The following is a 25050-nucleotide window of genomic DNA, read 5'->3' as shown; positions in this document are numbered from 1 at the left end:
TGATGGAATAACAAATGAAAAAGTACAATGGGTTCAAGATAAACTAAATAATAGGCCTAGAAAGCGTCTAAATTACTTGACTCCAAATGAAAAATATAATTATGTTGTAAATAATCAAAAAGTTGCATTTGCAACTTGAATTCAGGATTTAAATAATACTCAGAAATGAAAATTCAGATAAGCATTCTTGTCCTCTTCATTTTAATGGGATGTAAGCCAGAGAGAATTAATAATAAAGTATCCGTTTCCGAAAGAAATATTCTGGTAAACGATTCTGTTTATACTATTAAGGGGATTTGTTATCATCCTGTTCCAAAAGGAAGTGACAAAAGAAGCTTTTCCAATTTAACGAAAGATTTGGCTTTAATGCAAGAGGCAGGAATCAATACTATTCGTGTTTATGAACCAATTACAGACATAAGTGTTCTCGATGAAATTCAAGAAGCTGGGATAAAAGTGATTATTGGCTTTGGCTACAGACAGGGTGGTAAAAATGATATTCTATCAGGTACTTTTATCGATTATGTAAATACATATAAGAATCACGAAGCAATTCTCATGTGGGAACTTGGGAATGAATATAATTACCACCCAGAGTGGTTCGATGGTAGTATTAAAAATTGGTACGAAGCTTTAAACAATGCTGCAAAACTAATTCACGAGCAAGATTTATCACACCCTGTAACAACTGCTCATGGAGAATTGCCAGATTCCTTAGCATTAGCCAAGTGTCCCAATGTTGATGTTTGGGGAATGAATGTGTATCGATGGGATAATCCAGAATCAATTTTTTCACAATGGAAAGTTGTAAGCGACAAGCCTATGTATTTATCGGAAGCTGGAGCAGATAGTTATATGACCATAGCTAAAGATGGATATGAGAAAGGCGAAAACCAGTTGGCACAAGCCGATGCTACGGCGAATATTTTGAATGCTATATTTCGAAATCAGGATATTTGTTCGGGTGTTGCTCTTTTTGGCTTTGTAGATGAGTTGTGGAAAGCAGGCAATAATGATGTGTTAGATACTGGAGGATGGGCACCAAACAGTAGTGGTGTACCATACGATGGAGCACCAAACGAAGAATATTGGGGAATTGTTGATATTGATCGAAATCCCAAAAAGGCTTTTCGGGTAGTCAAGGAAATATACACTAATTCATAGAAGTCAAACTAGCCTTTTAAAAATATAGAAAGAATGAAAAAAACGAGCTTAATATTACTGATGTTTTGTGCACTTAATAGTTTTGCACAGCAGAAAAAAGATACAAAAATGACACACATTCTGAAAAATAAGAATCTGGAAATTTGCATTGATATGCCATTGGCCAATTATCAATTTTCGAGATTCGATTGGACTAGTAAAATTACTGCTGTGAAATTTAAAGGCATCCCTGTTTCTAGTCAAGAAAAAATTTACGAGGATAAAGAAAATGTTTTTGGCAAAGGCTTTTACAATGAATTTGGGATTAAAATGCCTATTGGTTTTGATGATATTAAAGATGGAGAATACTTTACTAAAATAGGAGTAGGATCACTAAAGAAAGAGGGAGATACTTACGGTTTTAGTAAAGCTTATGAAATTCGACCAGCCAAGTTTAATGTGATTGAAGCTGCCAACAAACTAATTGTTGAATGTGAATCTCAAACTGTAAATGGCTATGCATATGTACTGCGAAAAGAAATTGAATTGTTAGAAAGTAGTTTTGTAATTCATTATCAATTGAGAAATACTGGAAAAAAATGCATTACTACTAATGAGTATGTACATAATTTTTTAGGCATTAATAAAGAATTAATGGGGAGTGATTATATCTTAAAATTTCCATTTGATCTTAAATCAGAATCATTCGATGCAATAGTTAACCCTGAAGAAAAAGTTGTAGTGGAAGAGAAACAAATCACCTTTAATGGTACTCCTGAAGAGCAATTCTTTTTCGGTAATCTAACCAATAATAAAATGGTTGATGCACATTGGGAGTTAATCAATACAAAAAGCAAAATAGGGATTAGCGAAACAGGAAGTTTTAAAACTAACAAAATCAACCTTTGGGGTTGGAAGCATGTAATCAGCCCAGAGTTGTTTTATGATGTGAATGTTGAAGCAGGAAAGACAATTGAATGGTCTAGAACTTATAATTTATTTGAAATAAATTAAAACACTTGAATTTAATATAGATGAATAAGATTGAATCAAAACTATCAATAAAAGAAAAAGTAGGTTACAGTTTAGGCGATACAGCTTCTCATTTTGTGTGGGATATGGTCGGTTTTTGGATTTTAATTTTCTATACTGATACATTTGGAATTTCTGCTGCTGCAGCCGGAACCATCATGTTAATCGCGCGTTTTTGGGATATGATTAGTGATCCTATAATGGGAATTATTGCCGACAGGACCAATACGCGTTGGGGAAAATTCCGACCCTATATTCTATGGATGGCAATTCCCTATAGTGTGCTTGCCGTTTTGACTTTCACTACTCCTGATTTGGGACCAACGGGTAAAGTTATTTATGCAGGTGTTACCTATATGTTATTAATGACGGTTTTTACGGCCATTAATTTGCCATACTCATCTTTAGGAGCCGTTATGACTTCCGATTCTTACGAGCGAGCAGGCTTAAATTCGTATCGATTTATTTTTGCTTTTATTGGTCAATTCATTGTTTCAGGAACAGCTTTAAGCTTGGCTTTATATTTTGGTGGCGATGATACTGCAAAAGGCTATCAGTACACTTTAATTCTATTCTCTATTGTTAGTTTTGTGTTGTTCATGATCACATTTAAAACCACTAAGGAGAGAGTACAACCACCTAAAGAACAAAAAGAGAACCTAAAGGAGGATTTTAGAAATCTGTTTAAAAACAAACCTTGGGTCATTTTGTTTCTTGTTGGAATTATTTCGTTTATCATGTTCGCGATGCAGAATTTATCCATTGCGTACTACTTTAAATACTATATAGGCAAGGAAGAAAATGTCCAGTTGTTTAATGTGATTGGGACTGTTGCATTAATTGTTGCAATACCTTTCTCAAAACCATTGGCAAAAAAATTCGGCAAACGTAATGTGTTTTTGGCTAGTTCATTACTTTCCGGATTTTTCTTCATCTGCTTATATCTTCCTGCAGCCAATAATTTGACCATGATTTATATCTTTAATATCCTGGCTAAAATGGCGTATGCTCCAGCCGTACCTTTACTATGGACCATGCTTGCCGATACAGCCGATTATTCAGAATGGAAAACAGGAAGAAGATCAACCGGATTGGTATTTTCAGCAGCTACTTTCGCTCAAAAAGCAGGGTGGGGTATTGGTGGTGCTTTGGCAGGATGGATGCTCGCCATATTCAATTTTACACCTAATGTGGAACAAACCGAAACAGCTATTACAGGTATTAAGCTCATGATTTCGGTTATTCCTGGAATACTATATATGTCATGTGCAATTTTATTATACTTCTATACTATCGATCATGAAACTTGCGTGGTAATGAAGACTGATTTAGATAAGAGAAGGTTATCTGAAGCTTAGTTATTAGTTTAAATATTTAGAGTGTAATTTGCTGTGTTTAAATTGCTCGCCTATTCATTAAAACACAGTTTAGAATCAAGAGATCTTGTTTCTAAAACAATTTAGATCATAAGTTGTTAGTTGGTAAGTAGCACCTCTGTAGTATTCCCTCATACTATACGTGCTATTTTTGTTGTATTATACTAAGCTATTCTCATTTTATTTTCTGTAATCGTTCATATCATATTCTCTTCCTCATATATCTTCTTATATAAATCGGAGTATTGTTTTGATTAATAGGTTTTAAGAAGATAAATCATCTTGATTATCGCCCATAAATCCTCGTACAGTAAGCCTTCATAGCATCGTAATACTATTTGAATCTATTCTAAATTGCGTATTGAGAAATTTAATCAAAACATCGGGAAAGTGGTTAAAACAAGCCTACTTAGTGTACTTTATACAACTTGTAGCGCACACGTTTTCGGTTTTTTTGATTTTTGATTTTTAAATTTTATTAAAATGTGTTAATTTTGTTATCAAAGATAGTTAGTGTCAAAGAGACACTTAATGGTAAATACAATAATAGATGTACAACGGAATAATAAATAAACGAATTTTAAACAGTTATATATCTGTTGATTGTGTCATTTTTGGATACAATGGGCAAGAACTACAGGTCCTACTTGTAGATAGAACACTTACTAATAAGGAAACAGGTGAACCTGAGTTCACAGATTTAACACTTACAGGGAATCATATTTATGAAGATGAAACAATCGATGATGCAGCCTATCGTGTTTTGTTTGACCTTACCGGATTGAAAAATGTTTTCCTCGATCAGTTTAAAACTTTTGCTCATCCTGATAGATTAAAAAAAGAAAATGACCGTAAATGGTTATTGCACGATGGTAGAGATCCTAATAAGAGAATCGTATCCATTGGTTTTTTCTCTCTTATTGCAACGCAAAGTATCACATTGGAGTGGAAAGGTCGAAATGTAAAATGGGTTTCTATTTCAGAAGTTGGTGAATTAGCTTTCGATCACAACGAAATTCTTAATGAAGCTTTAATCGCCTTGCGTAATAAAATTAAGCATGAACCAATCGGTTTCGAACTGTTACCAGAACGATTTAGTTTAACTCAAATGCAAAACGTATATGAAGTTATACTAGGAACCGAATTGGACAAAAGAAATTTTAGAAAGAAAATTGCTCGTATGAAATACCTAATTCCTACAGATGAAAAACAAACAGGAGTTCCTCACAAACCAGCACGCCTTTATGTTTTTAGTAGAGAAGTCTATGAGAAAACGAAGAAGGAATTATTTGATTTCACAGTTTAAAAAATAAAAATGTCAGATTCATTTAAAATATCTCTTAAAGAGAAATTAGGCTATGCTCTTGGCGATGGTGCTGCAAACATTGCCTGGAGAGGTGTAGCCACTTTTCTATTTATATTCTATACCGATGTTTTTGGTATAGCTCCAGCTGCTGTTGGGTTATTAATGCTAGTTGCTCGTTTTTCTGATGGAATTAGTGATGTACTAATGGGAGTTGCCGGAGATAGAACAAATACTAAGTATGGTAAATTCCGACCTTGGATTTTATTTACTGCTATACCTCTAGGTGTTATTCTATCCTTACTTTTTACAGCTCCAAATTTAGGCCCTACAGGTAAAATTATATATGCGTATACAACTTACATTCTATTCACATTAATTTATACTGCCAATAATATTCCTTACGGAGCACTAATGGCTGTAATGACTGGTGATGATAAGGAAAGAACAAGTATTGGATCTTATAGAATGGTTGGTGCTTTTGCAGGTGGAATGCTTGTTCAAGGAGCCTTGTTGTTTTTAGTAGCACATTTCGGAAATATCAATCCAACAATCAGTGTCAACGAGTTGTCACTAGATAAATTCCAGGTAACAGTATCAGCTCCAGCCGATGTTGAGAATGTGAATATTAAAACAAAAGATGGCGTTGCTGATTTTGTTTGGAATGATAACACAATTGCTTCTGATATACCTACTACAGGTAAGAGTTTCTCTATGGAAGCTAACAAAACTTATTCATTTATTGTTTCAGGAGAACAAAATTTGAACAAGGATAAAATTGTTATTATCGATCAAAAAAGTGGCTATAGTTATTCCATTTATGTGATGTCGGCTTTTTTAGTTCTTTTCATGTTTATTACTTTCTGGTCTACAAAGGAAAGAGTACAACCTCCTAAAGAACAAAAAAGTGATCTTAAGAGAGATTTAAAAGATCTAATTCGCAACAAACCTTGGTTAGTGTTATTAACAATTGGCTTGTTGTTTAGTATCTATAATTCAATTAAACAAGGGATTGTAGTTATCTACTTTACGCATTATTTGCACAATCAGATTTTGGCAGCATCATTTATGGTAGCACTTATGATTGCTTCTATTGCTGGCGCAATGATTACTGCACCCTTAAGTAAGAAACTGGGAAAAAAGAAATTATTTATCTATGCGTTACTATTCTCAGGAATAGTAAATGCTTCAATCATATTTTGTGGTCCTAATGATATCAGTGCAATCTTTATTTTGGGTATCGTGTCGGAATTTGCAGCTGCAATATTCCCAACCTTATTTTTTGCAATGCTTGGCGATGCCGCAGATTATTCAGAATATAAGAATGGCAGAAGAGCTACTGGTTTAATCTATTCTGCAGGTTCATTTGCCACCAAATTTGGTGGTGGTGTAGCAGGAGCTATAATCGGTTTTATTTTGGCAGCTTTTCATTACAACGGACAAGATTATACGGCTATTCAGGGAGCAATTCCTGGTATAACTATGTTAATGAGTTGGGTGCCAGCAGTCATTGCCATATTTGGTGCCATTTTCATGACAATATATCCATTGAATCAAGGTAAAATGGACGAGATAACACTGGAACTTGCAAGAAGAAGAGTTTCAGAATAAAAATTTAAAGTAATTATTAACAGGCTGTAAAAACGCCTGGTTAAATAACAATTTAATATCAGTATTATGAAGTACGGTTTCTTTGACGACACCAATAGAGAGTATGTGATAACATCACCAAAAACACCTTTCCCATGGATTAACTACCTGGGCAACAAAGACTTTTTTGGATTGATATCGAATACAGCGGGAGGATATACTTTTTATAAAGATGCGAAATTTCGTCGATTGACACGATATCGTTACAATAACGTTCCTGTAGATATGGGCGGACGTTATTACTATATAAAAGATGAGGAATGCACATGGAATCCTGGATTTAAACCAACTCAAACAGAGTTAGATAAATATGAGTGTCGTCATGGATTAAGTTATACTCGTTTTTTAAGTACTAAAAATGGAATTGCTTCAAATCTACTTTGCTTTATTCCACTCGATTATATGGGTGAAGTTCATTTGTTGAAATTAAAAAATGAAACTGACAAAGTAAAAAAAGTAAAACTATTCTCATTTGCAGAATGGTGTTTATGGAATGCTGAAGATGATATGACCAACTTTCAACGTAACCTTTCAACAGGTGAAGTGGAAGTAGACGGTTCTGCTCTTTATCACAAAACAGAATATAAAGAACGTAGAAATCATTATGCATTTTTCTCTGTTAATTCAGAAATTAATGGTTTCGATACCGATCGTGAAAGCTTTATTGGCATGCACAATGGTTTTGACAAACCTCAAGCAATTGAAAATGGAGAAGCTGGAAACAGTATTGCTCACGGATGGTCACCTGTCGCATCTCATTACATTGAAGTTGAATTACAGCCTTGTGAAGAAAAAGAATTTGTTTTCATTTTAGGATATGTAGAGAACAAAGAAGAAGAAAAATGGGAATCTAAAGGCGTTATCAACAAAGAGAAAGCCAATGCTATGATGGCTCAGTTTGATACAACTGAGAAAGTAAATGCTGCTTTCGCTGATTTAGAGAGCTACTGGTCGAAATTACTTGACAAATTCAATTTGGAGAGTAAAGAAACAGAGTTAAACAGAATGGTTAGCATCTGGAATCAATACCAATGCATGGTCACTTTCAACATGTCGAGAAGTGCAAGTTTCTTCGAAAGTGGAATTGGTCGTGGCATGGGTTTCCGTGATTCCAATCAAGATATTATTGGTTTTGTTCATCAAATACCAGCCGAAGCAAAACAACGAATTTTAGATATAGCTGCCACTCAATTCGAAGATGGTGGATGTTATCATCAATATCAACCCCTAACAAAAATGGGGAATCATGCTTTAGGAGGCGACTTTAATGATGATCCATTGTGGTTAATCCTATCGGTAACATGTTATATCAAAGAAACAGGTGATTTCAGTATTCTGGATGAAATGGTTCCTTTCGATAATGATGAATCAAAAGCACAAACTTTATTTCATCACTTAAAAGTATCATTCAATCATGTTGTTAATAATTTGGGACCTCACGAATTGCCTTTAATCGGTCGTGCTGATTGGAATGATTGCTTGAATCTGAATTGTTTCTCAACAAATCCCAACGAATCTTTCCAAACAACTGGAAATAAAAAAGGCAGAACTGCAGAATCTGTAATGATTGCAGGATTATTCGTTGTCTACGGAAAAGAATTCATAAAACTTTGTAAACGGATTGGCAATACAGATGAGGCTGAAAGAGCCAATATACATGTTGTAGCCATGGAGAAATCTGTAAAGGATCATGCATGGGATGGTGAATGGTTTCTTAGAGCCTATGATTACTATGGTAAAAAAGTTGGTTCAGAAGAAAATGAGGAAGGAAAAATCTTCATCGAATCTCAAGGCTGGTGTACCATGGCCGAAATTGGCAAAGAAGAGGGTTTAATGGAAAAAGCACTTGACAGTGTAAAGGAACGTTTGGATACGCCTCACGGTATCGTCTTGAACAATCCTGCCTTTACCGAATACAAAATTGAATATGGTGAAATCTCTACTTATCCTGCTGGATATAAAGAAAACGGAGGGATCTTCTGTCATAATAACCCTTGGATAATTATTGGCGAAGCTCTTTTAGGAAGAGGTGATCAAGCTTGGGAATATTTCCGTAAAATATGTCCATCATATCTCGAAGAGATTAGTGAATTGCACAAAGTTGAACCCTATGTTTACTGCCAAATGGTTGCTGGGAAAGATGCATTTAAACCAGGTGAAGGTAAAAATAGTTGGCTAACGGGGACTGCATCGTGGAATTTCTATGCTATAACACAGTACATTCTAGGTATTCAGCCAGAATATGATGGATTAAGAATTGAGCCATGTATTCCTAAAGAATGGAAAGAATATACCATAACCCGTGAATTTCGTGGCGTTAGCTATGAAATTAAAATATTAAATCCTGATGGAAAAAATAAAGGCGTCAAATCTATGGAAATCGATGGTTCTATAGTGAATGATAATCTTATTCCAATTTTAAAATCAGGAACTCATAAAGTAACTGTTATTCTAGGATAATAAATACAACGATATGAAGATCAATAACTATAATATAGTCGCATTCTTACTTCTAATATTGTTTACGGCTTTTACTTGTACCAATAAGAAAATGGAAAAGCTTGTTCCTACAAATGAACAACTCATTCTCATCAATCAAGTTGGTTATGAGAGTAATGCTCCTAAAAAAGCAATGGTAAGAACAAATACCGATCTATTTCAAATTAAGAATAGTATTGGTGAAATCATAATTGAAAAAGCAGCTGGTTCGAAACAATACAGCTCCTTTTCTGGCGATACGGTTCAAACTATTGATTTTTCAGAGTTAACAAGTAAGGGTGAATATTATATTGTAGTTAATGATAGTATTATCTCTCATAAAATTAGAATCACAGATAGACCTTACACTGAACTTGTTAAAAGTTCTTTGAAGTCTTTTTATCTTAATCGCTCAGGAATGGAAATTGACAGTTTGTATGGAGGAATTTGGGCTCGCCCCGAAGGTCATCCCGACACAATTGTTTATTTTCACTCTTCGGCGGCTGATAAGAATCATCCTGAAAACAGTATGATATCATCGCCAAAAGGATGGTACGATGCTGGCGATTACAACAAGTATATTGTAAACAGTAGTATTTCAACCTATACTTTGTTGTTTGCTTATGATTCCTTTGCCGATTATTTTAATGAAGAAAATACGAATATTCCAGAGTCTAATAATGACATTCCGGATATTTTAGATGAAGCATTATATAATTTGAGATGGATGATGACCATGCAGGATCCGTTTGATGGTGGTGTTTATCACAAATTAACAACCAAAAATTTCGAAGGTTTTGTAATGCCAAATGAAGCAGTAAATAAGAGATATGTGGTTCAAAAAAGTACTGCCGCAACACTCGATTTTGCAGCGACAATGGCTTATGCATCTCGTCTTTTTGCTAATTTTAGTTCAACTTTACCTGGTTTAGCTGATTCTTGTCTTATTCAATCAGAGAAAGCATGGAAATGGGCGCTTAAAAATCCTAAAGATTTTTACGTGCAAAATTCCGATATTTCTACAGGTCCTTATGATGATACCAACTTAAAAGATGAATGGTTTTGGGCTGCATCAGAATTATATTTAGCTACAAATGATAATGTTTATTCTGGATTTATCGCAGACGCTAGACTTGAAATAAACACGCCTTCATGGTTAAATATAGGCACTTTAGGCGTGCTATCAATTCTAAGTTCTAATCACAAAGATGAATTTTCTGAATTACAAAAACGCTTTCTAAAGTATGTTGATCAAAAAATTGAAGTTGAAAATAATTCACCTTACCGTATTTCAATTGACAAATATGAATGGGGAAGTAATTCCGAATTTGCAAATCAGGGAATGCTAAAATTATTCGCATATCAACTAACAAAAAATACCAAATACCTGAACTCAGCAAGAGAAAGTTTAGATTACTTGCTTGGTAGAAATGCAACAGCTTATTGTTTTGTGACAGGATTTGGATCTTTGAGTCCTATGAATATTCACCATCGACCATCAGCTGCCGATTCTGTTCAAGACCCAGTTTCTGGCTTTTTGGTTGGTGGTCCTAATTTAATTGTGCCTAATGATTGTGGAGATGAAAAAGTAAGATCTTTATTCCCAGCCAAGGCTTATGCCGATGAGCAATGTAGTTATTCAACAAACGAAATTGCTATAAATTGGAATGCACCACTTGTATATTTAACCTCCGGAATTGATGCTTATGGAGAAAAACAATAAGGAAGAACAAAAGATGTCGGAAAGAGTAGTTGGTCCTCTCTTTCCAACAAAGAATTCATTTTATTAATACGCTAATGAATCGAAGCAAAAATACTAAAAAATAGGAGATGAAGAATTGACTTCGCTATTGATTTCAGTTAAAAGATCTTAACGTTTTTTTATATCATTTATGCAAACGATACAAATCTATTGGTATTTAAAAGATAAATCTTAAACCTAAAAATAACTTTTATGAATAAAAACAATTAATGAGAACAGTATAAGTAAAAGCCCATAAGGATATGTTGGTCCTCTTCTTATGGAAAATAAATTAGAACCATAATACGCTAATGAATCAATTTAATTTTATGAAAAAATTAGAAAATTTAAATGCTTCTGAACATTGCCTAAAAATAGGGAAGCGAAGCAACAGTCGATGGCTTAGAAAGTCAGCGATCTTATTAATGATGGTGTTTTGTAATGCAGCCATTATTTTCGGTCAAAGTACGAGCAGTCAGATATCTGGAACAATATTAGATGCGACAGGTGAAACTTTACCTGGGGTAAACATTTCCTTAAAAGGAACAACGACGGGAACGGTCTCAGATATTGATGGTAATTATTCAATTATGGCAAGTTCCGAAAACGTTATTGTGTTCAGTTTTATAGGACACACAACTCAAGAAATTCTTGTTGGTAATCAAACACAAATTGATGTGACTTTGTTGGAAGATGCAATTGGCATGGATGAAGTTGTTGTTGTTGGTTACGGTGTTAAGAAAAAGAGTTTAGTTACAGGGTCTATTTCGAGTGTAAAAGCTGAAGAATTGCAAAATGTTCCTGTTTCAAGAGCTGACCAAGCTATACAAGGAAAAACGGCAGGTGTTTCTATCCTATCAACCTCAGGTTCGCCAGGAGCAGGTGCAAAAATTAGAGTTCGTGGTATTAACTCAAACGGAAACTCAAACCCATTGTTTATTGTTGATGGTATGAAAACGGGTGATATTAATAATATTGATCCTGGTGATATTGCATCAATGGAAGTTCTTAAGGATGCTGCTTCTGCGGCTATTTATGGTACTGAAGGTGCTAATGGTGTTATTCTTATTACAACTAAGGGAGGAAAATCTGGACAGTCGAAAATTTCTTATGATTTTCAATACGGATTCCAATCTTCACGTAGTGATATGGAAGTAATGAATGCTAGTGAATATAAGCAGTGGATGCAAGAATCTGGTGCTGGTGAAGTGACTTTAAATGGTACTGATACCGATTGGTTAGATGAAATATTTGAAGTTGCTCCAATGCAAAAACATCATATAAGTTTTTCTGGGGGAAGTGATAAAACTACTTATGCAATCTCTGGATCATACTATAGTCAAGATGGTATTGTTGGCGGAGACAAAGCAAAATACGAACGTTTTACAGCTCGTGCTAATATTAAAAGTCAACTTAAAGATTGGCTAGAAATTGGTGATAATTTTAGCTTTTCACACTCTAAGCAGAAATCTATTGGTGAAGATGATGTCTATCGTAGTGCTGTTAACTCTGCACTACTTATGGATCCTTTAACTCCAGTTACATATGATGGAACTCCTGATAGAGTACAAACATTGTTAGACAAAGGATATACAGTTCTTCAAAACAACGATGGTAAATATTACGGTCTTGCTGAGTATATTACAGGCGAAACATCTAATCCATTAGCATTACTTGATACGTATAAAAATAATACTGTGCAAGATAAAATTCTTGGAAATGTTTATGCTACAATTAAGCCTATTAAAGGATTATCTTTCACATCAAGAGTAGGTATTGATTTAACTTATCAAATAAAACATTCTTGGGCTCCGACATACTATTTCTCTGCAGAAAGTAATAATACTCAATCTTATGTAGATGATAATATCAATAAATGGTACACTTGGATGTGGGAAAATTTTGCTTCTTATAACAAAAAAATTGGAGATCATGATTTTACTGTTTTAGCTGGTTATTCTGCTGAAGAGTCTCAAGCTCCAGATTTTTCAATGCATTCGGCTCCTCTTATTAAAGAAGGTGACCAATATGCATATCAAGGTTATACAACTTCAGATAAACTTGATCGTACAGATGGTGGTTATGAAAATCATACAATGACTTCATTCTTTGGTCGTTTATCTTATAATTACCTTAATAGATACATGTTAGAGCTTTCGTTAAGACGTGATGCTGCTGATGTATTCCCTGTGGACAATCAAGCCGCTGTTTTCTCTGCTGTTTCTGCAGGTTGGACTATTTCTGAAGAAGATTTCTTTGATATTAAAGGTATTGATTATTTAAAATTAAGAGCTAGTTGGGGAGAGAACGGAAGTCGTTCTAATGTTCCAGGTAACGAAGGTACCGAATTTTATGTTTTCGGACTTAAATACCCAGGTGCTGATGATGTTTATCAATCAGGTGCAGAAATTGATAAATTGGTTAATCCTGATCTTAAGTGGGAAACAACAGAACAAGTAGACCTTGGTTTTGATCTTAGAGCCTTAAAAGGAAAGCTGTCCTTCTCAATGGATTATTACAACAAAAAGACTAAAGATCTGTTATTTAATGGTTCTGGTCCTTTATCAGCAGGAAATGATTTTCCAATACAAAATGTTGGTGATGTAACAAACAAAGGTTTTGACTTTGAATTGGGTTATAATAATAGAGATAACGAATTTAAATACAGTGTTAATTTAAATTTATCTACTCAAGATAATGAAGTAACAAGACTTGGTGTAGATTCTCCACAAAGTGGTGATAATCTTAGAGGTTATGATTTGACATGGTTTGAAAAAGGTCTTCCAATTTGGTATTTCAAAGGTTATAAAACTGCTGGTATCAATAATGCTACTGGTGAGGTTAATGTCGTTGATGTAAATAAAGATGGTGAAATCACGGATGCAGATCAGACCTATATTGGTGATCCTCATGCTGACTTTTTATTTGGAGCAACTTTTAATGCTCAATATAAAGGATTTGATTTTAACTTGTTCGTGCAAGGTTCTGAAGGGAATGATGTCTTTATGGGGTGGTTCCGTTCTGACAGACCATTCTCAAATAAACCTAAATTTATGTTTGATGATCGTTGGACTCCTACTAATACAAATGCTAGCCGTCCTGCAGCAAATAACTTGAGCGATTATGTCTACCGTAGTGATTTAATGGTTTCAGATGGTTCATATATAAGAATCAAACAAATACAACTTGGGTATACCTTACCAAAAACATTGGTTCAAAAAGCAGGTATCGATCGCGCTAGAGTATTTGTATCTCTTGATGACTTTTTTACTTTTACAGATTACGAAGGTTTAGATCCCGAAGCTGGTAGTTCAGATAATACCAGACAAGGTGTTGATCGTGGAGTATATCCAATTGCCGGTAAGGTTGTTTTTGGTGTATCTGTTAATTTTTAATTTTAAAATCGTAACAAATGAAATATTTAAAATACTATAAATACATATTAGGGATAGCGGTCGCTTTCTCTACTGCTTCGTGTAACGAAGATAGTTTTCTTAATGTTGAACCCAAAGGGAAATTATCGAGTGATACCTATTTAGAAACTGAAGCTGAAGTAAAAACTGTTGTTGTAGGAGTCTACAATTCCATGCAAGAAAATTATTCAAGTGGTGCATGGGCAAGTGTATATTTTATCAAGAACTTACCAGCTGATGATTGTTTAGCAGGTTCTACCGAAGGTGATCAGGCAGATTATCAGTATATTGATGATTTTGCAATTCAAACAACGAACGCAAAACTTGAAGGTATATGGACCAATTTTTATAAAGCAATTAGTTCTGCTAATACAGTTATTAATTTGGTTGAACCAAGTACTGATGGAAGAAAGGCGTTAATTGCTGAGGCAAAAGCTTTAAGAGCTTATAATTATCTTGAATTGGTTACTCTTTTTGGAGGTGTTCCATTAATGACTGTTAATCCTGTAGATCCTTCAGAATACCATCTTCCAAGAGCTGGAGCTGATGAAGTTTATGCTCAAATAGAAAAAGATTTCTCTGAAGCAATTGTTGATTTACCATTAAAAAGTGAGTACAGTTCTGCAGATAAATATCGCTTTTCAAAAGGAACAGCTCAAGCTTATTATGGAAAAGCTCTTCTTTATCAGAAAAAATATGCTGAAGCAGCAATTCAACTTGCTGCGGTAATTAGCAGTTCTGAGTATGATTTGGAACCTAATTTTGCAGATGTATGGACACAAGGAACTGAATTCGGACAAGAGTCACTTTTCGAAATGTCTTATACTTCACAAGAACTATACGATTGGGGAAGTTTCCCATGGGATGGAACTAATGAAAGTAATATTGAAGCTCAGCTTCAAGGTCCTAGAGGTGATATTTTTGACGTTTCAGGTTCTTCTCTAAATATTGTAAATGGATGGGGTTTCAATGCTCCATCAGCAAAAATTGCTCAAGCTTTTATAGATGCTGGAGATACAGAACGTAAAAATGCAACGCTTATATCAGCCGATGATTTCTTTGCTACAGGTGGTAAATATGCAGAGAAATATAATGGTGATGCTCATGATTATGAAGGATTCATGCGATTAAAATATGCAACTAAAGCAGCTGAAACTGCTGCTGCACCAGCAACAGCAGAGTTGAATTATACAATCAACTGGCGTTTAATGCGCTATGCCGATGTGTTATTGATGGCAGCAGAAGCTTACCATTTTTCAGATCAACCTGGACTAGCATTAATCGAATTAAATAAAGTTCGTGAACGTGCAGGTTTATCAGATTTAACTGAGGTGGTTTTTGAAGCTATTGTAACTGAACGACAGTTAGAATTAGCATTTGAAGGAAGCAGATATTGGGATTTAGTTCGTTGGGGTTTAGCTTCTCAAGAACTTGGAAGTTTAGGTTACCAAACAGGGAAGCATGAATTATTTCCAATACCTCAAAATGAGATTATTGCTAATAATGCAATTGCCGAGACAGATCAAAACCCTGGATATTAAAAAATAGATAGATAGTTAGGTTAGTTAAGGTAAAGACTATCCCCTTTATTAGGGGGTAGTCTTTTCTAAATTATTTTATTAAGTAGTACGTGTGATGATCTTTATACAAGATTATTTTTACAGACAATGTATATTCAAGTAAACCTCCATTATGAAACAATTTATTCCTGTTATCGCTCTTGCTTTTTTTGCTTGCTCCCAAGTTAAGCCTGTTGATTCTTCAATATCTGAATATAGTGCAGAAGGAAAAACCGCAACAGTAATCACTACTGCTAAGGGCACAGATCTTAGATTAAGTCAAACAGCACAAGTCGACTTCAAGAATACGAAACAAGCTTTAGAAACTGAGAATTCCATTTTCGTAAATCCAAACAATACATTTCAAACCTTTATTGGTATTGGCGGTGCAATTACTGATGCCTCAGCAGAAGTGTTTGCAAAACTATCGAAACAAAAACAAGAAGAACTTATTTCAGCCTATTATGGCAAAGAGGGAAATGCATATTCCTTAATACGTACCTCTATTCATAGTTGCGATTTTAGTAGTGGTAGTTTCACTTATATTGAAGAAGGAGATAAAGAATTAAAAACTTTCTCTATTGATCACGACAGACAGTTTCGTTTGCCAATGATTAAACAAGCGATTGCCAAAGCCGGAGGTTCAATGCTGTTTTATGCCAGTCCATGGAGTCCACCAGCATTCATGAAAGACAATAAAAATATGCTTCAAGGAGGTAAGTTATTACCTGAATACTATGATACTTGGGCAAAATACTACGCTAAATTTATTAAAGCTTACGAGAAAGAAGGTATTCCTGTTTGGGGAGTAACCATTCAAAATGAACCAATGGCTAAGCAGCGTTGGGAATCATGTATCTACACTGCCGAAGATGAAAGAGATTTTCTTAAAAACCATTTAGGTCCAATTTTAGAAAAAGAAGGTCTTGGAGATAAAAATATTGTGGTTTGGGATCATAATCGAGATTTAATAACAAATCGTGCCAATACCATCTTTGATGATCCAGAAGCAGCTAAATATGCTTGGGGAACTGGTTTTCATTGGTACGAAACTTGGCGAGGTGGTGAACCCATGTTTGATAACTTACAAAAAATACAGGAAGCTTATCCTGATAAAAAGCTACTCTTCACCGAAGGGTGTAATGAAGCGTTTGATTCATTAAAATATCAATATTGGCCAAATGCAGAGCGATATGGTCGTTCTATGATTAATGACTTTAACCGAGGAACCGTTGGTTGGACCGATTGGAATATTCTTTTGGATGAAACAGGAGGTCCAAATCATGTTGGAAATCTATGTTTTGCACCTATTCATGCTGATATTAGAACAGATAGTTTAATTTATACGCCATCTTATTATTATTTAGGTCACTTTTCAAAATACATTCGACCAGGAGCCAAGAGAGTAAGTACTGTTTCAAGTGTCAGCTTTTTAGAGAGCACTTCTTTCATTAACGAGAATGGTAAAATGGCAACTGTTGTTTTGAATCGTTCAGAAAAGGCTATAAATTATAAGTTATATGTTGGTGCCAAACAAACTGTTAGTGTTGAGATACCAGCAAGAGCTATACAAACCATTATCTATTAAATAAAATTAGATCAGACTAAGGATTCCTAACTATAACTCACATTACATGAAGAAATTATCAATTGTAATTTTTTTAATTACACTAATTAGTTCGAATGAACTTTTTGCTCAAACCAACAATGAATCAGTGGACAATAAAATTGAGAAAATTATAAAACAACTGACTTTAAAAGAAAAACTAGACATGTGCCATGCGCAATCTAAGTTCAGTTCCAAAGGAGTTGCTCGTTTGGGAATTCCCGAACTTTGGATGTCAGATGGACCTCATGGTGTGAGAACTGAAATAGATTGGGATACTTGGAGCCATGCAGGTTGGACAAATGATTCATGTACTGCATTTCCTGCTTTAACTTGTCTTGCAGCGTCTTTTAATCCCGATTTATCTTATAAATATGGAAAAGCACTTGGTGAAGAAGCTAGATATCGTAAGAAGGATATCATTTTAGGTCCAGGCGTAAATATTTACAGAACACCTCTTAATGGAAGAAATTTTGAATACATGGGTGAAGATCCCTATTTGGCTTCAAAAATGGTAGTGCCTTACATTCATGGTGTGCAGGAAAATGGTGTGGCTGCTTGCGTTAAACACTATGTGTTAAATAATCAGGAACATTGGAGAGACCATATTAATGTTGAGTTGAGCGATAGAGCTTTGTACGAAATTTACTTGCCTGCATTTAAAGCTGCCGTGCAAGAAGGTCATGTTTGGTCATTAATGGGAGCCTATAATCAGGTACGAGGACAATATTGTTGTCACAATGAATTTTTGGTAAATAAAATTTTAAAGAAAGATTGGGAATTCGATGGTGTTTTGGTAACCGATTGGGGAGCAACTCACGACACAAAACAGGCAGCTTTGTATGGTTTGGATCTTGAAATGGGAACAGGCACTGATGGATTAACCAGTTCTCTTAAAAACGCCTACGATAATTATTTTATGGCTAATCCTCTGCTTAAAATGGTTGAATCAGGTGAAATTAACGAGTCTGTTATTGATGAGAAAGTGGAACGTATTCTTCGTTTGATGTTCCGAACAAATATGAATAAAACGCGTCCGTTTGGAAGTATGAACAGTCAGCAACACTTTGATGTGGCTCGTGAAATTGCTCAAGAAGGTATCGTTTTACTCAAAAATAAAAACAAATTTTTCCCGATTGATCCAGAGAAGGTACAAACAATAGCTGTGATTGGTGAAAATGCCACGAAGATGATGTCTTTAGGTGGTGGTTCATCTGAATTAAAAACTATTCATGAAATATCTCCTTTGGAAGGCATTCAGAAACGATTTAAAAATGCAACAATTTTACATGCCATGGGATATGCTTCAGGACCTTCGGTTTATGGTAAAGTAATAGACTCAAAACTGAATGCGGATTCTTTAAAAAATGAAGCTATAAAAATCGCAGCGAAAGCTGATATAGTTCTTTTTGTGGGAGGATTAAATAAAAATCATCATCAAGATTGTGAAGGAGATGATCGAAAGTCTTTTTCCTTACCGTTCGGGCAAGATGATTTATTATCGGAGATACTAAAAGTTAACAAAAATACGGCAGTCGTATTAGTGAGTGGTAATGCTGTAAAAATGCCATGGGTAAATCAAGTTAAAGGAATTGTTCAAACTTGGTATTTAGGTAGCGAATCTGGAAATGCTCTTGCAGATGTTCTTTCTGGAGATGTAAATCCATCAGGGAAACTACCTTTTTCTTTTCCTGTTAAATTGGAAGATAATGCAGCACATTCATTTGGAGAAATTTCTTATCCAGGGGATGGTACAAAACAGGAATACAAAGAAGATATATTAGTTGGTTACCGTTGGTTCGATACAAAAAAAATTAAACCCTTATACGCTTTTGGATTTGGACTTTCTTATAGTGAGTTTGATATGACAAAAGCTTCTGTTAATAAAAAGGAATATAAATCAGGAGATGTCATTTCTGTTTCTTGTGAAATGAAAAATACGGGGAAAGTTAAGGGAAAAGAAGTTATTCAGGTTTATGTAAACGATGTGAAATCATCTGTATTAAGACCATTAAAAGAATTAAAAGCTTTTAAGAAAGTGTCTTTAAACTCAGGAGAAAGTAAAACTGTTAATATTGAAATCCCTGTAAATAAATTGGCATTTTATGATGATGTGAAAAAGGATTGGAAATTGGAACCAGGACAATTCAAATTGATGTTGGGAACTTCTTCTAAAAACATTAGTAAAACAATTATTATTGAAGTAGAATAGATATAAAAACTGAGAATGAGAATATACACATATTTAGCTTTTGTTTGCCTGCTGTTACTATCATCTTGTGCAAAGCAAAACGATTCGGGAAGTAAAGAAGATCAGTTTGTCAATGATCTAATGGCAAAAATGACTTTGCAAGAAAAAATTGGGCAGATGAATCAACGTACCAGTCAATGGGAAATGACAGGACCTGCGCCCGATAAAGAAAATACTCAAAACTTACAAGAGGAGATTAAGAATGGAAGAGTAGGATCTATGCTTAATGTAAAAGGAGCTAAAGCAACTTATGAAGCACAAAAGTTGGCTGTTGAAAATAGTAGATTGGGTATTCCAATGTTATTTGCTTACGATGTGATTCATGGATACAAAACGATGTTTCCTATTCCATTGGCAGAAGCTTCTTCGTGGGATACTGACATGTTAAAACTATCGGCACAAGTGGCAGCAAAAGAAGCATCAGCATCGGGATTGCATTGGGTATTTGCTCCAATGATGGATGTTGGTAGAGATGCCCGATGGGGACGCGTTATGGAAGGCTGTGGAGAAGATCCTTATTTGGCTAGTATCTTTTCCGTGGCTCGCGTTCGTGGTTTTCAGGGCGCTGATCTCTCTAAAGATTATACGGTAGCCGCATGTGCTAAGCATTTTGCCGCTTATGCATTTTCCGAATCGGGTAGAGATTATAATACTGTCGACATTGGAACATATACATTGCACAATATTGTTCTTCCACCTTTCAAAGCTGTTGCTGAATCAGGTGTTGCTACGTTTATGAATTCCTTTAATCTGATTAATGGATCTCCTGCTTCGACAAATGCCTATTTGCAAAGAGATTTGCTAAAAGGTGATTGGGGTTTTGATGGATTCGTTGTATCCGATTGGGGAAGCATCGAAGAAGTTGCTTACCATGGTGGTGCAAAAGATCTAAAACAGGCTGGAGAACTCTGTATTAATGCTGGATCTGATATGGATATGGAAAACGATGCTTATTTGCCATATTTGGAAGAATTGGTGAATGAAGGAAAAGTGGCTGAATCACTTATTGATGATGCTGTACGTAGAATTCTAAAAATTAAATACAAACTCGGACTTTTTGATGACCCTTATCGATATTCCAATATAGAACGAGAGAAAGAACTGGTTTACAATAAAGAAAATCGAGCTGCAGCAAGAGAAGTCGCGAAGCGATCGATGGTTTTGCTTAAAAATGAAAATCAATTACTTCCTATTTCTAAAAATGTAAAATCACTAGCTGTGATTGGACCATTGGCCGACAGTAAGGATATTCCTTTAGGAAGTTGGAGAGCCCAAGCTATTACAAATTCGGCAGTATCTCTTTTAGAAGGTATCACAAATGCGCTACCTAAAACGAAGATTAATTATGCTAAAGGTTGCGATTTAACCATTGGTGAACGTAATTTTAGAGTGGAATTGACCTATGGTAAAAATAACCAATCTGGATTTTCTAAAGCAATAAAGGCTGCCAAACAATCAGAAGTTGTTGTTTTAGCAATTGGTGAAGATTGTTTTCAAACAGGAGAAGGTCGAAGTCAAACCGACATTCGTTTAAAGGGAGACCAAATGGCTCTTTTTAATGCCGTTTATAAGGTGAATAAAAATATCGTAGTTGTTTTAATGAATGGCAGACCGGTTGCTATTCCTGAGCTAGCGGAAAAAGCTCCTGCCATTTTGGAAACATGGTTTGCAGGATCAGAAGCTGGTAATGCCATAGCTGATGTTCTTTTTGGAGATTACAATCCATCGGGTAAATTAACGATGTCGTTCCCTCGAAATGTTGGGCAATGTCCTATCTATTACAATCATATGAGTACAGGTCGATCTTTGTCTTCGGGGAACGTTTTCTGGTCGCATTATACCGACTCTCCTAATACGCCTTTGTATCCATTTGGCTATGGTTTAAGCTATACTAAATTCAAATATTCTACTCCAATTTTGAATAAAACATCTATTGGAAAAGCAGAAAGTATTGAATTGAGTGTGAACGTTTCCAATGCAGGAAATTTAGAGGGTGAAGAAGTTATTCAAGTTTATATTCAAGATCCAGCTGCAAAATATGTTCGTCCTGTTAAAGAGCTAAAAGCTTATAAAAAAGTAAAACTTGCAGTAGGTGAACAACAAACAGTTAAGTTTGAATTGAGTAAAAAGGATTTGGGTTATTATTCACCCGATGGTGAATTCCTTTTGGAATCTGGCACATTCCATATTTTTGTGGGTACTGATTCACAGAATGTTCAAAAAGTTAGTTTTACTGTTAAAGATTAATAATGAATTTACTCAGAAATAAATAATTATGAATTTGAAAACTTTGATATATCTCATTTTGATACTGATGGCTACATCTTGTCAGCAGTCAGAAAAAAAATACGCTTATGTGGATGGTAAAGCTATTTACTCACCGCAAGGTGAAAAATTGCATTTGAAAGGTGTGAATTTGGGTAATTGGTTGCTTCCAGAGGGATATATGTTTAAAATGCAAGATTGCAACTCGCCACGTAAAATTGATCAAGCCATTCGTGAATTGATTGGTAATAGTGCTACTACAGCTTTTTGGGATTCTTTTTTAGATAATTATATCACTGAGGCTGATATAAAATGGTTATCAGAAGCAGGCGTCAATATTATACGTTTACCATTCGATTATCGTTTATTGACTCATGATGATTATCTGGGAAGAGACATGCATGGATACAAGTATTTGGATAATGCGATTAGTTGGTGTGAGAAATACAATATATATGTATTGCTTGATATGCACGCTGCTCCAGGTGGACAATCTGGTGATAATATAGATAATAGTGATGCTTATCCTTGGTTAATGGTAGATGAAGGAATGAAGCAAAAGACCTGTGATATTTGGCAAGATATTGCAAAAAGGTATGCTGATAATACGACAGTAATCGGGTATAATTTATTGAACGAAGCCATTCCTCATTATTTTGATGATGATAATCTGAAACCTAATTTGGAACCTTTGTATAAAAAAATTACAAGCGCAATAAGAGAGGTGGATGATAAGCATATTGTGTTTTTAGGCGGAGCTGTTTGGGAAACTGATTTTTCGGTGTTCACAGAACCGTTTGATGATCAATTAGTCTACACATTCCACAAGTATTGGATGCCTCCTGAACAAAAGGAAATACAGCAGTATATTGACTTTAGAGATAAATATAATGTACCAATATTGATGGGAGAAAGTGGCGAAAACGATGATAAGTGGGTTAAAAACTTTAGAGAATTATTGGATAAAACTGAAATTCATTGGACATTTTGGCCTTACAAGAAAATGAATAACACTCGCGGACCAATGAATTATGATGAACCTAGTACTTATGGTAATTTCATTAAATACGCAGAGAGCGATAGAAGCTCATTTGCTAAGATTAGAACTCTTAAGGATAGTCTTGATGGTATAAAACCGAAAGAGGTGGTAGCTATTTTAAATCAATTTGTAGAGAATAGCAAGTTTGAAAACTGTTATTCAAATAAGGGTTATTGCAAGGCATTAGAATTTAATTTAGAAAGTAAATAATACTAAGCTCGATAAAAATATTTGTATTATTTGAGCGTAATAAAATAGCCCTACTTCAATTATGAAGTAGGGCTATTTTTGTATGATATTTTTTTTGGAAAAATAAATCAAATTTGATCTAGTTAACTTTTTTAAGTTGAACGTCGAATATAAGAACCGATCCACCTGGTATTGAGCCATTGTCTTCAATTCCATAACCTAAATGAGCAGGAATAAGTAAAATACCTTCTCCACCTTCTTTAAAAAGTTGAATTCCTTCAGTCCATCCAGCAATAACCTCCGACAAATTAATCTCAAAGTTTTGATTTTGGTCAAAGGCTTCATCATCAGTAAAATAGCCAAAGTAGTCAATCGTAATGTTTGAATCAGCACTTGGACGTTTGCCTTCACCTTCCTTAAAAATAGAGTAGTATAAACCAGAATCTGTTTTTTGAGCATCTAGTTTATTAGCCTTTATATAAGCTTTGATATCTTCTTCGTTCTGGTGTTTGAATCTATATTTTTTCATGTGTTTTGGATTTCAATTTTATGTGTTTTTTGCAAATATCTTAATTATATCCTTAATATGTGCTATGTTGAGATAGCTTGTTTTCATTTGTGAGTTAAAATAAAAAATGAAGGCAATTTATAAGTATAATAAAATATAGGTTTTAAGTTGATTTAGGAGGGTAACATGTTTTTTTAGGCAACTTTTTTTATAGCCCCGAATGGGCTGAATTTGATTAACCACCTGCGAAGCGGGTGGTTAATATCGAGTCGTAAATAATCTATGAAATGGGTTAATTCAAATTATTTCACTTCTTTATGGATGATGACTAACACGATTACTACTACACTTGTTAAGGTGTGCTTATTCAAATTTAACCAAGAAGTGGTATATAATAGTTACCCATTATAATCAACGGCTATTACAAATGATTTACTAAACAGTAATCATTAATTTCTAAATAAGTCATGCAAAAGACTTTTAAATTTTAAAGTGTAATTAGATGTTTTCGTATGTGATAATAAGGCTTTTATCGAAATAATTCAAGTTGACAAACTTGACAGTATTAATATTAGATGAAATTATATACATTTATTATCTAAATTTTAAAAAGACAGACTAATGGAATTAATCATCGAGAATCTTACAAAAACCTATAGCAATGGTGTTAAGGCTTTAAATAATGTAAATATAAAAATAGGGACGGGGATGTTTGGTCTTTTAGGGCCCAATGGCGCAGGAAAATCAACACTTATGCGTACCATAGCGACTCTACAAGAAGGCGATTCTGGCAGTATTGTATTCGATGGTGTTAATATTATGGAAGATAAAATGATGCTTCGTAACGGACTTGGGTATTTACCTCAAACTTTTGGTGTTTATCCAAAAATGTCGGCAGAAGATTTATTGGATCATTTTGCTGCACTTAAGGGAATTTCGAACAAGCAGGAGCGTAAAGAAATTGTTGAAGCTGTATTGGCACAAACTAATCTTACCGATGCTCGTAAGAAACATGTAGATGGTTATTCGGGCGGAATGAAACAACGTTTTGGTATTGCTCAACTTTTGCTTAATAACCCTAAACTTATTATTGTTGATGAACCTACTGCAGGGTTAGATCCAGCTGAACGTAGTCGTTTTCTTAATGTTTTAAGAGAAATTGGAACGGATCATATTGTTATTTTTTCTACTCATATTGTTGATGATGTTAAGGATCTTTGCACAGATATGGCTATTATGAATGGTGGTGCAATTATGACTCATCAAACACCTAGAGAGGCTGTTGGGCAAATCAAGGGAAAGATGTGGACAAAGCGAATCGAACGATCTGCGCTTAATGAACAGAAAGATAAATTCGAAATTCTTTCCAGTAAATTTAACGATGATAATAGTATGAATATCAATGTTTACTCAGAAACTCAGCCAGATGAGATGTTCATCCCGAAAGAGGCTGATTTGGAAGACGTTTACTTTGTTACACTTAAAAACGTAAACTAA

15 protein-coding genes are annotated in these 25050 nt (G+C 34.6%); 14 read left to right on the top strand and 1 reads right to left on the bottom strand.

Annotation, left to right across the window (positions count from 1 at the left end; genetic code table 11):
* Positions 1 to 165 precede the first annotated feature (165 nt).
* From EMN46_RS13655 to EMN46_RS13595, 13 genes are all read left to right on the top strand, one after another.
* Positions 166 to 1164 (top strand): glycoside hydrolase family 2 TIM barrel-domain containing protein, encoded by a 999-nt coding sequence (locus tag EMN46_RS13655; RefSeq protein ID WP_229130376.1) that lies wholly within the window; start codon positions 166 to 168, stop codon positions 1162 to 1164.
* 33 nt (positions 1165 to 1197) lie between these two features.
* On the top strand, positions 1198 to 2157 hold the full coding sequence (locus tag EMN46_RS13650) for a hypothetical protein (RefSeq protein WP_229130375.1): 960 nt from the start codon (positions 1198 to 1200) through the stop codon (positions 2155 to 2157).
* A 20-nt stretch (positions 2158 to 2177) separates the two neighbouring features.
* Entirely contained in the window at positions 2178 to 3533 is a 1356-nt protein-coding gene (locus EMN46_RS13645; RefSeq protein ID WP_154201380.1) for an MFS transporter, read from the top strand.
* Positions 3534 to 4101: 568 nt separating this feature from the next.
* Positions 4102 to 4857, top strand: coding sequence for an NUDIX domain-containing protein (locus tag EMN46_RS13640; protein ID WP_154201379.1), 756 nt, complete (start codon positions 4102 to 4104; stop codon positions 4855 to 4857).
* 9 nt (positions 4858 to 4866) lie between these two features.
* Positions 4867 to 6465: an MFS transporter gene (locus tag EMN46_RS13635; RefSeq protein ID WP_154201378.1), complete on the top strand. Its 1599-nt coding sequence runs from the start codon at positions 4867 to 4869 to the stop codon at positions 6463 to 6465.
* Positions 6466 to 6531: 66 nt separating this feature from the next.
* Entirely contained in the window at positions 6532 to 8964 is a 2433-nt protein-coding gene (locus EMN46_RS13630; RefSeq protein WP_154201377.1) for a glycosyl transferase, read from the top strand.
* A gap of 13 nt (positions 8965 to 8977) precedes the next feature.
* Entirely contained in the window at positions 8978 to 10705 is a 1728-nt protein-coding gene (locus EMN46_RS13625) for a glycoside hydrolase family 9 protein (protein WP_154201376.1), read from the top strand.
* Between the two features lie 347 nt (positions 10706 to 11052).
* Positions 11053 to 14118: a TonB-dependent receptor gene (locus tag EMN46_RS13620; RefSeq protein WP_195715276.1), complete on the top strand. Its 3066-nt coding sequence runs from the start codon at positions 11053 to 11055 to the stop codon at positions 14116 to 14118.
* A gap of 17 nt (positions 14119 to 14135) precedes the next feature.
* Positions 14136 to 15677 carry a RagB/SusD family nutrient uptake outer membrane protein gene (locus EMN46_RS13615; RefSeq protein WP_154201374.1) on the top strand — a complete coding sequence of 514 codons (1542 nt, stop codon included), beginning with the start codon at positions 14136 to 14138 and terminating at the stop codon, positions 15675 to 15677.
* Positions 15678 to 15828: 151 nt separating this feature from the next.
* Entirely contained in the window at positions 15829 to 17283 is a 1455-nt protein-coding gene (locus tag EMN46_RS13610) for a glycoside hydrolase family 30 beta sandwich domain-containing protein (protein WP_154201373.1), read from the top strand.
* Between the two features lie 46 nt (positions 17284 to 17329).
* A complete protein-coding gene (locus EMN46_RS13605; protein WP_154201372.1) occupies positions 17330 to 19513 on the top strand; it encodes a glycoside hydrolase family 3 protein in 2184 nt (727 codons plus the stop codon).
* 15 nt (positions 19514 to 19528) lie between these two features.
* On the top strand, positions 19529 to 21799 hold the full coding sequence (gene bglX, locus EMN46_RS13600) for a beta-glucosidase BglX (RefSeq protein ID WP_154201371.1): 2271 nt from the start codon (positions 19529 to 19531) through the stop codon (positions 21797 to 21799).
* Positions 21800 to 21827: 28 nt separating this feature from the next.
* Positions 21828 to 23066, top strand: a complete 1239-nt coding sequence (locus EMN46_RS13595) for a glycoside hydrolase family 5 protein (protein ID WP_154201370.1) — start codon at positions 21828 to 21830, stop codon at positions 23064 to 23066.
* A 118-nt stretch (positions 23067 to 23184) separates the two neighbouring features.
* Here the strand turns inward: EMN46_RS13595 and EMN46_RS13590 are convergent, their stop codons facing one another.
* The gene (locus EMN46_RS13590; protein ID WP_154201369.1) at positions 23185 to 23574 is read right to left on the bottom strand and encodes an FKBP-type peptidyl-prolyl cis-trans isomerase; all 390 of its coding nucleotides are present in this window, start codon (positions 23572 to 23574) and stop codon (positions 23185 to 23187) included.
* A 600-nt stretch (positions 23575 to 24174) separates the two neighbouring features.
* Between EMN46_RS13590 and EMN46_RS13585 the strand changes: the two genes are divergently transcribed.
* Positions 24175 to 25050 (top strand): ABC transporter ATP-binding protein, encoded by an 876-nt coding sequence (locus EMN46_RS13585; protein WP_154201368.1) that lies wholly within the window; start codon positions 24175 to 24177, stop codon positions 25048 to 25050.

Origin of the sequence: Ancylomarina sp. 16SWW S1-10-2 (assembly GCF_009669305.1) — a bacterium.
Taxonomy (GTDB): Bacteria; Bacteroidota; Bacteroidia; order Bacteroidales; family Marinifilaceae; genus Ancylomarina.
Note: the sequence above shows the minus strand (reverse complement) of the source record. Positions and strands in the feature narration are given on the sequence as shown.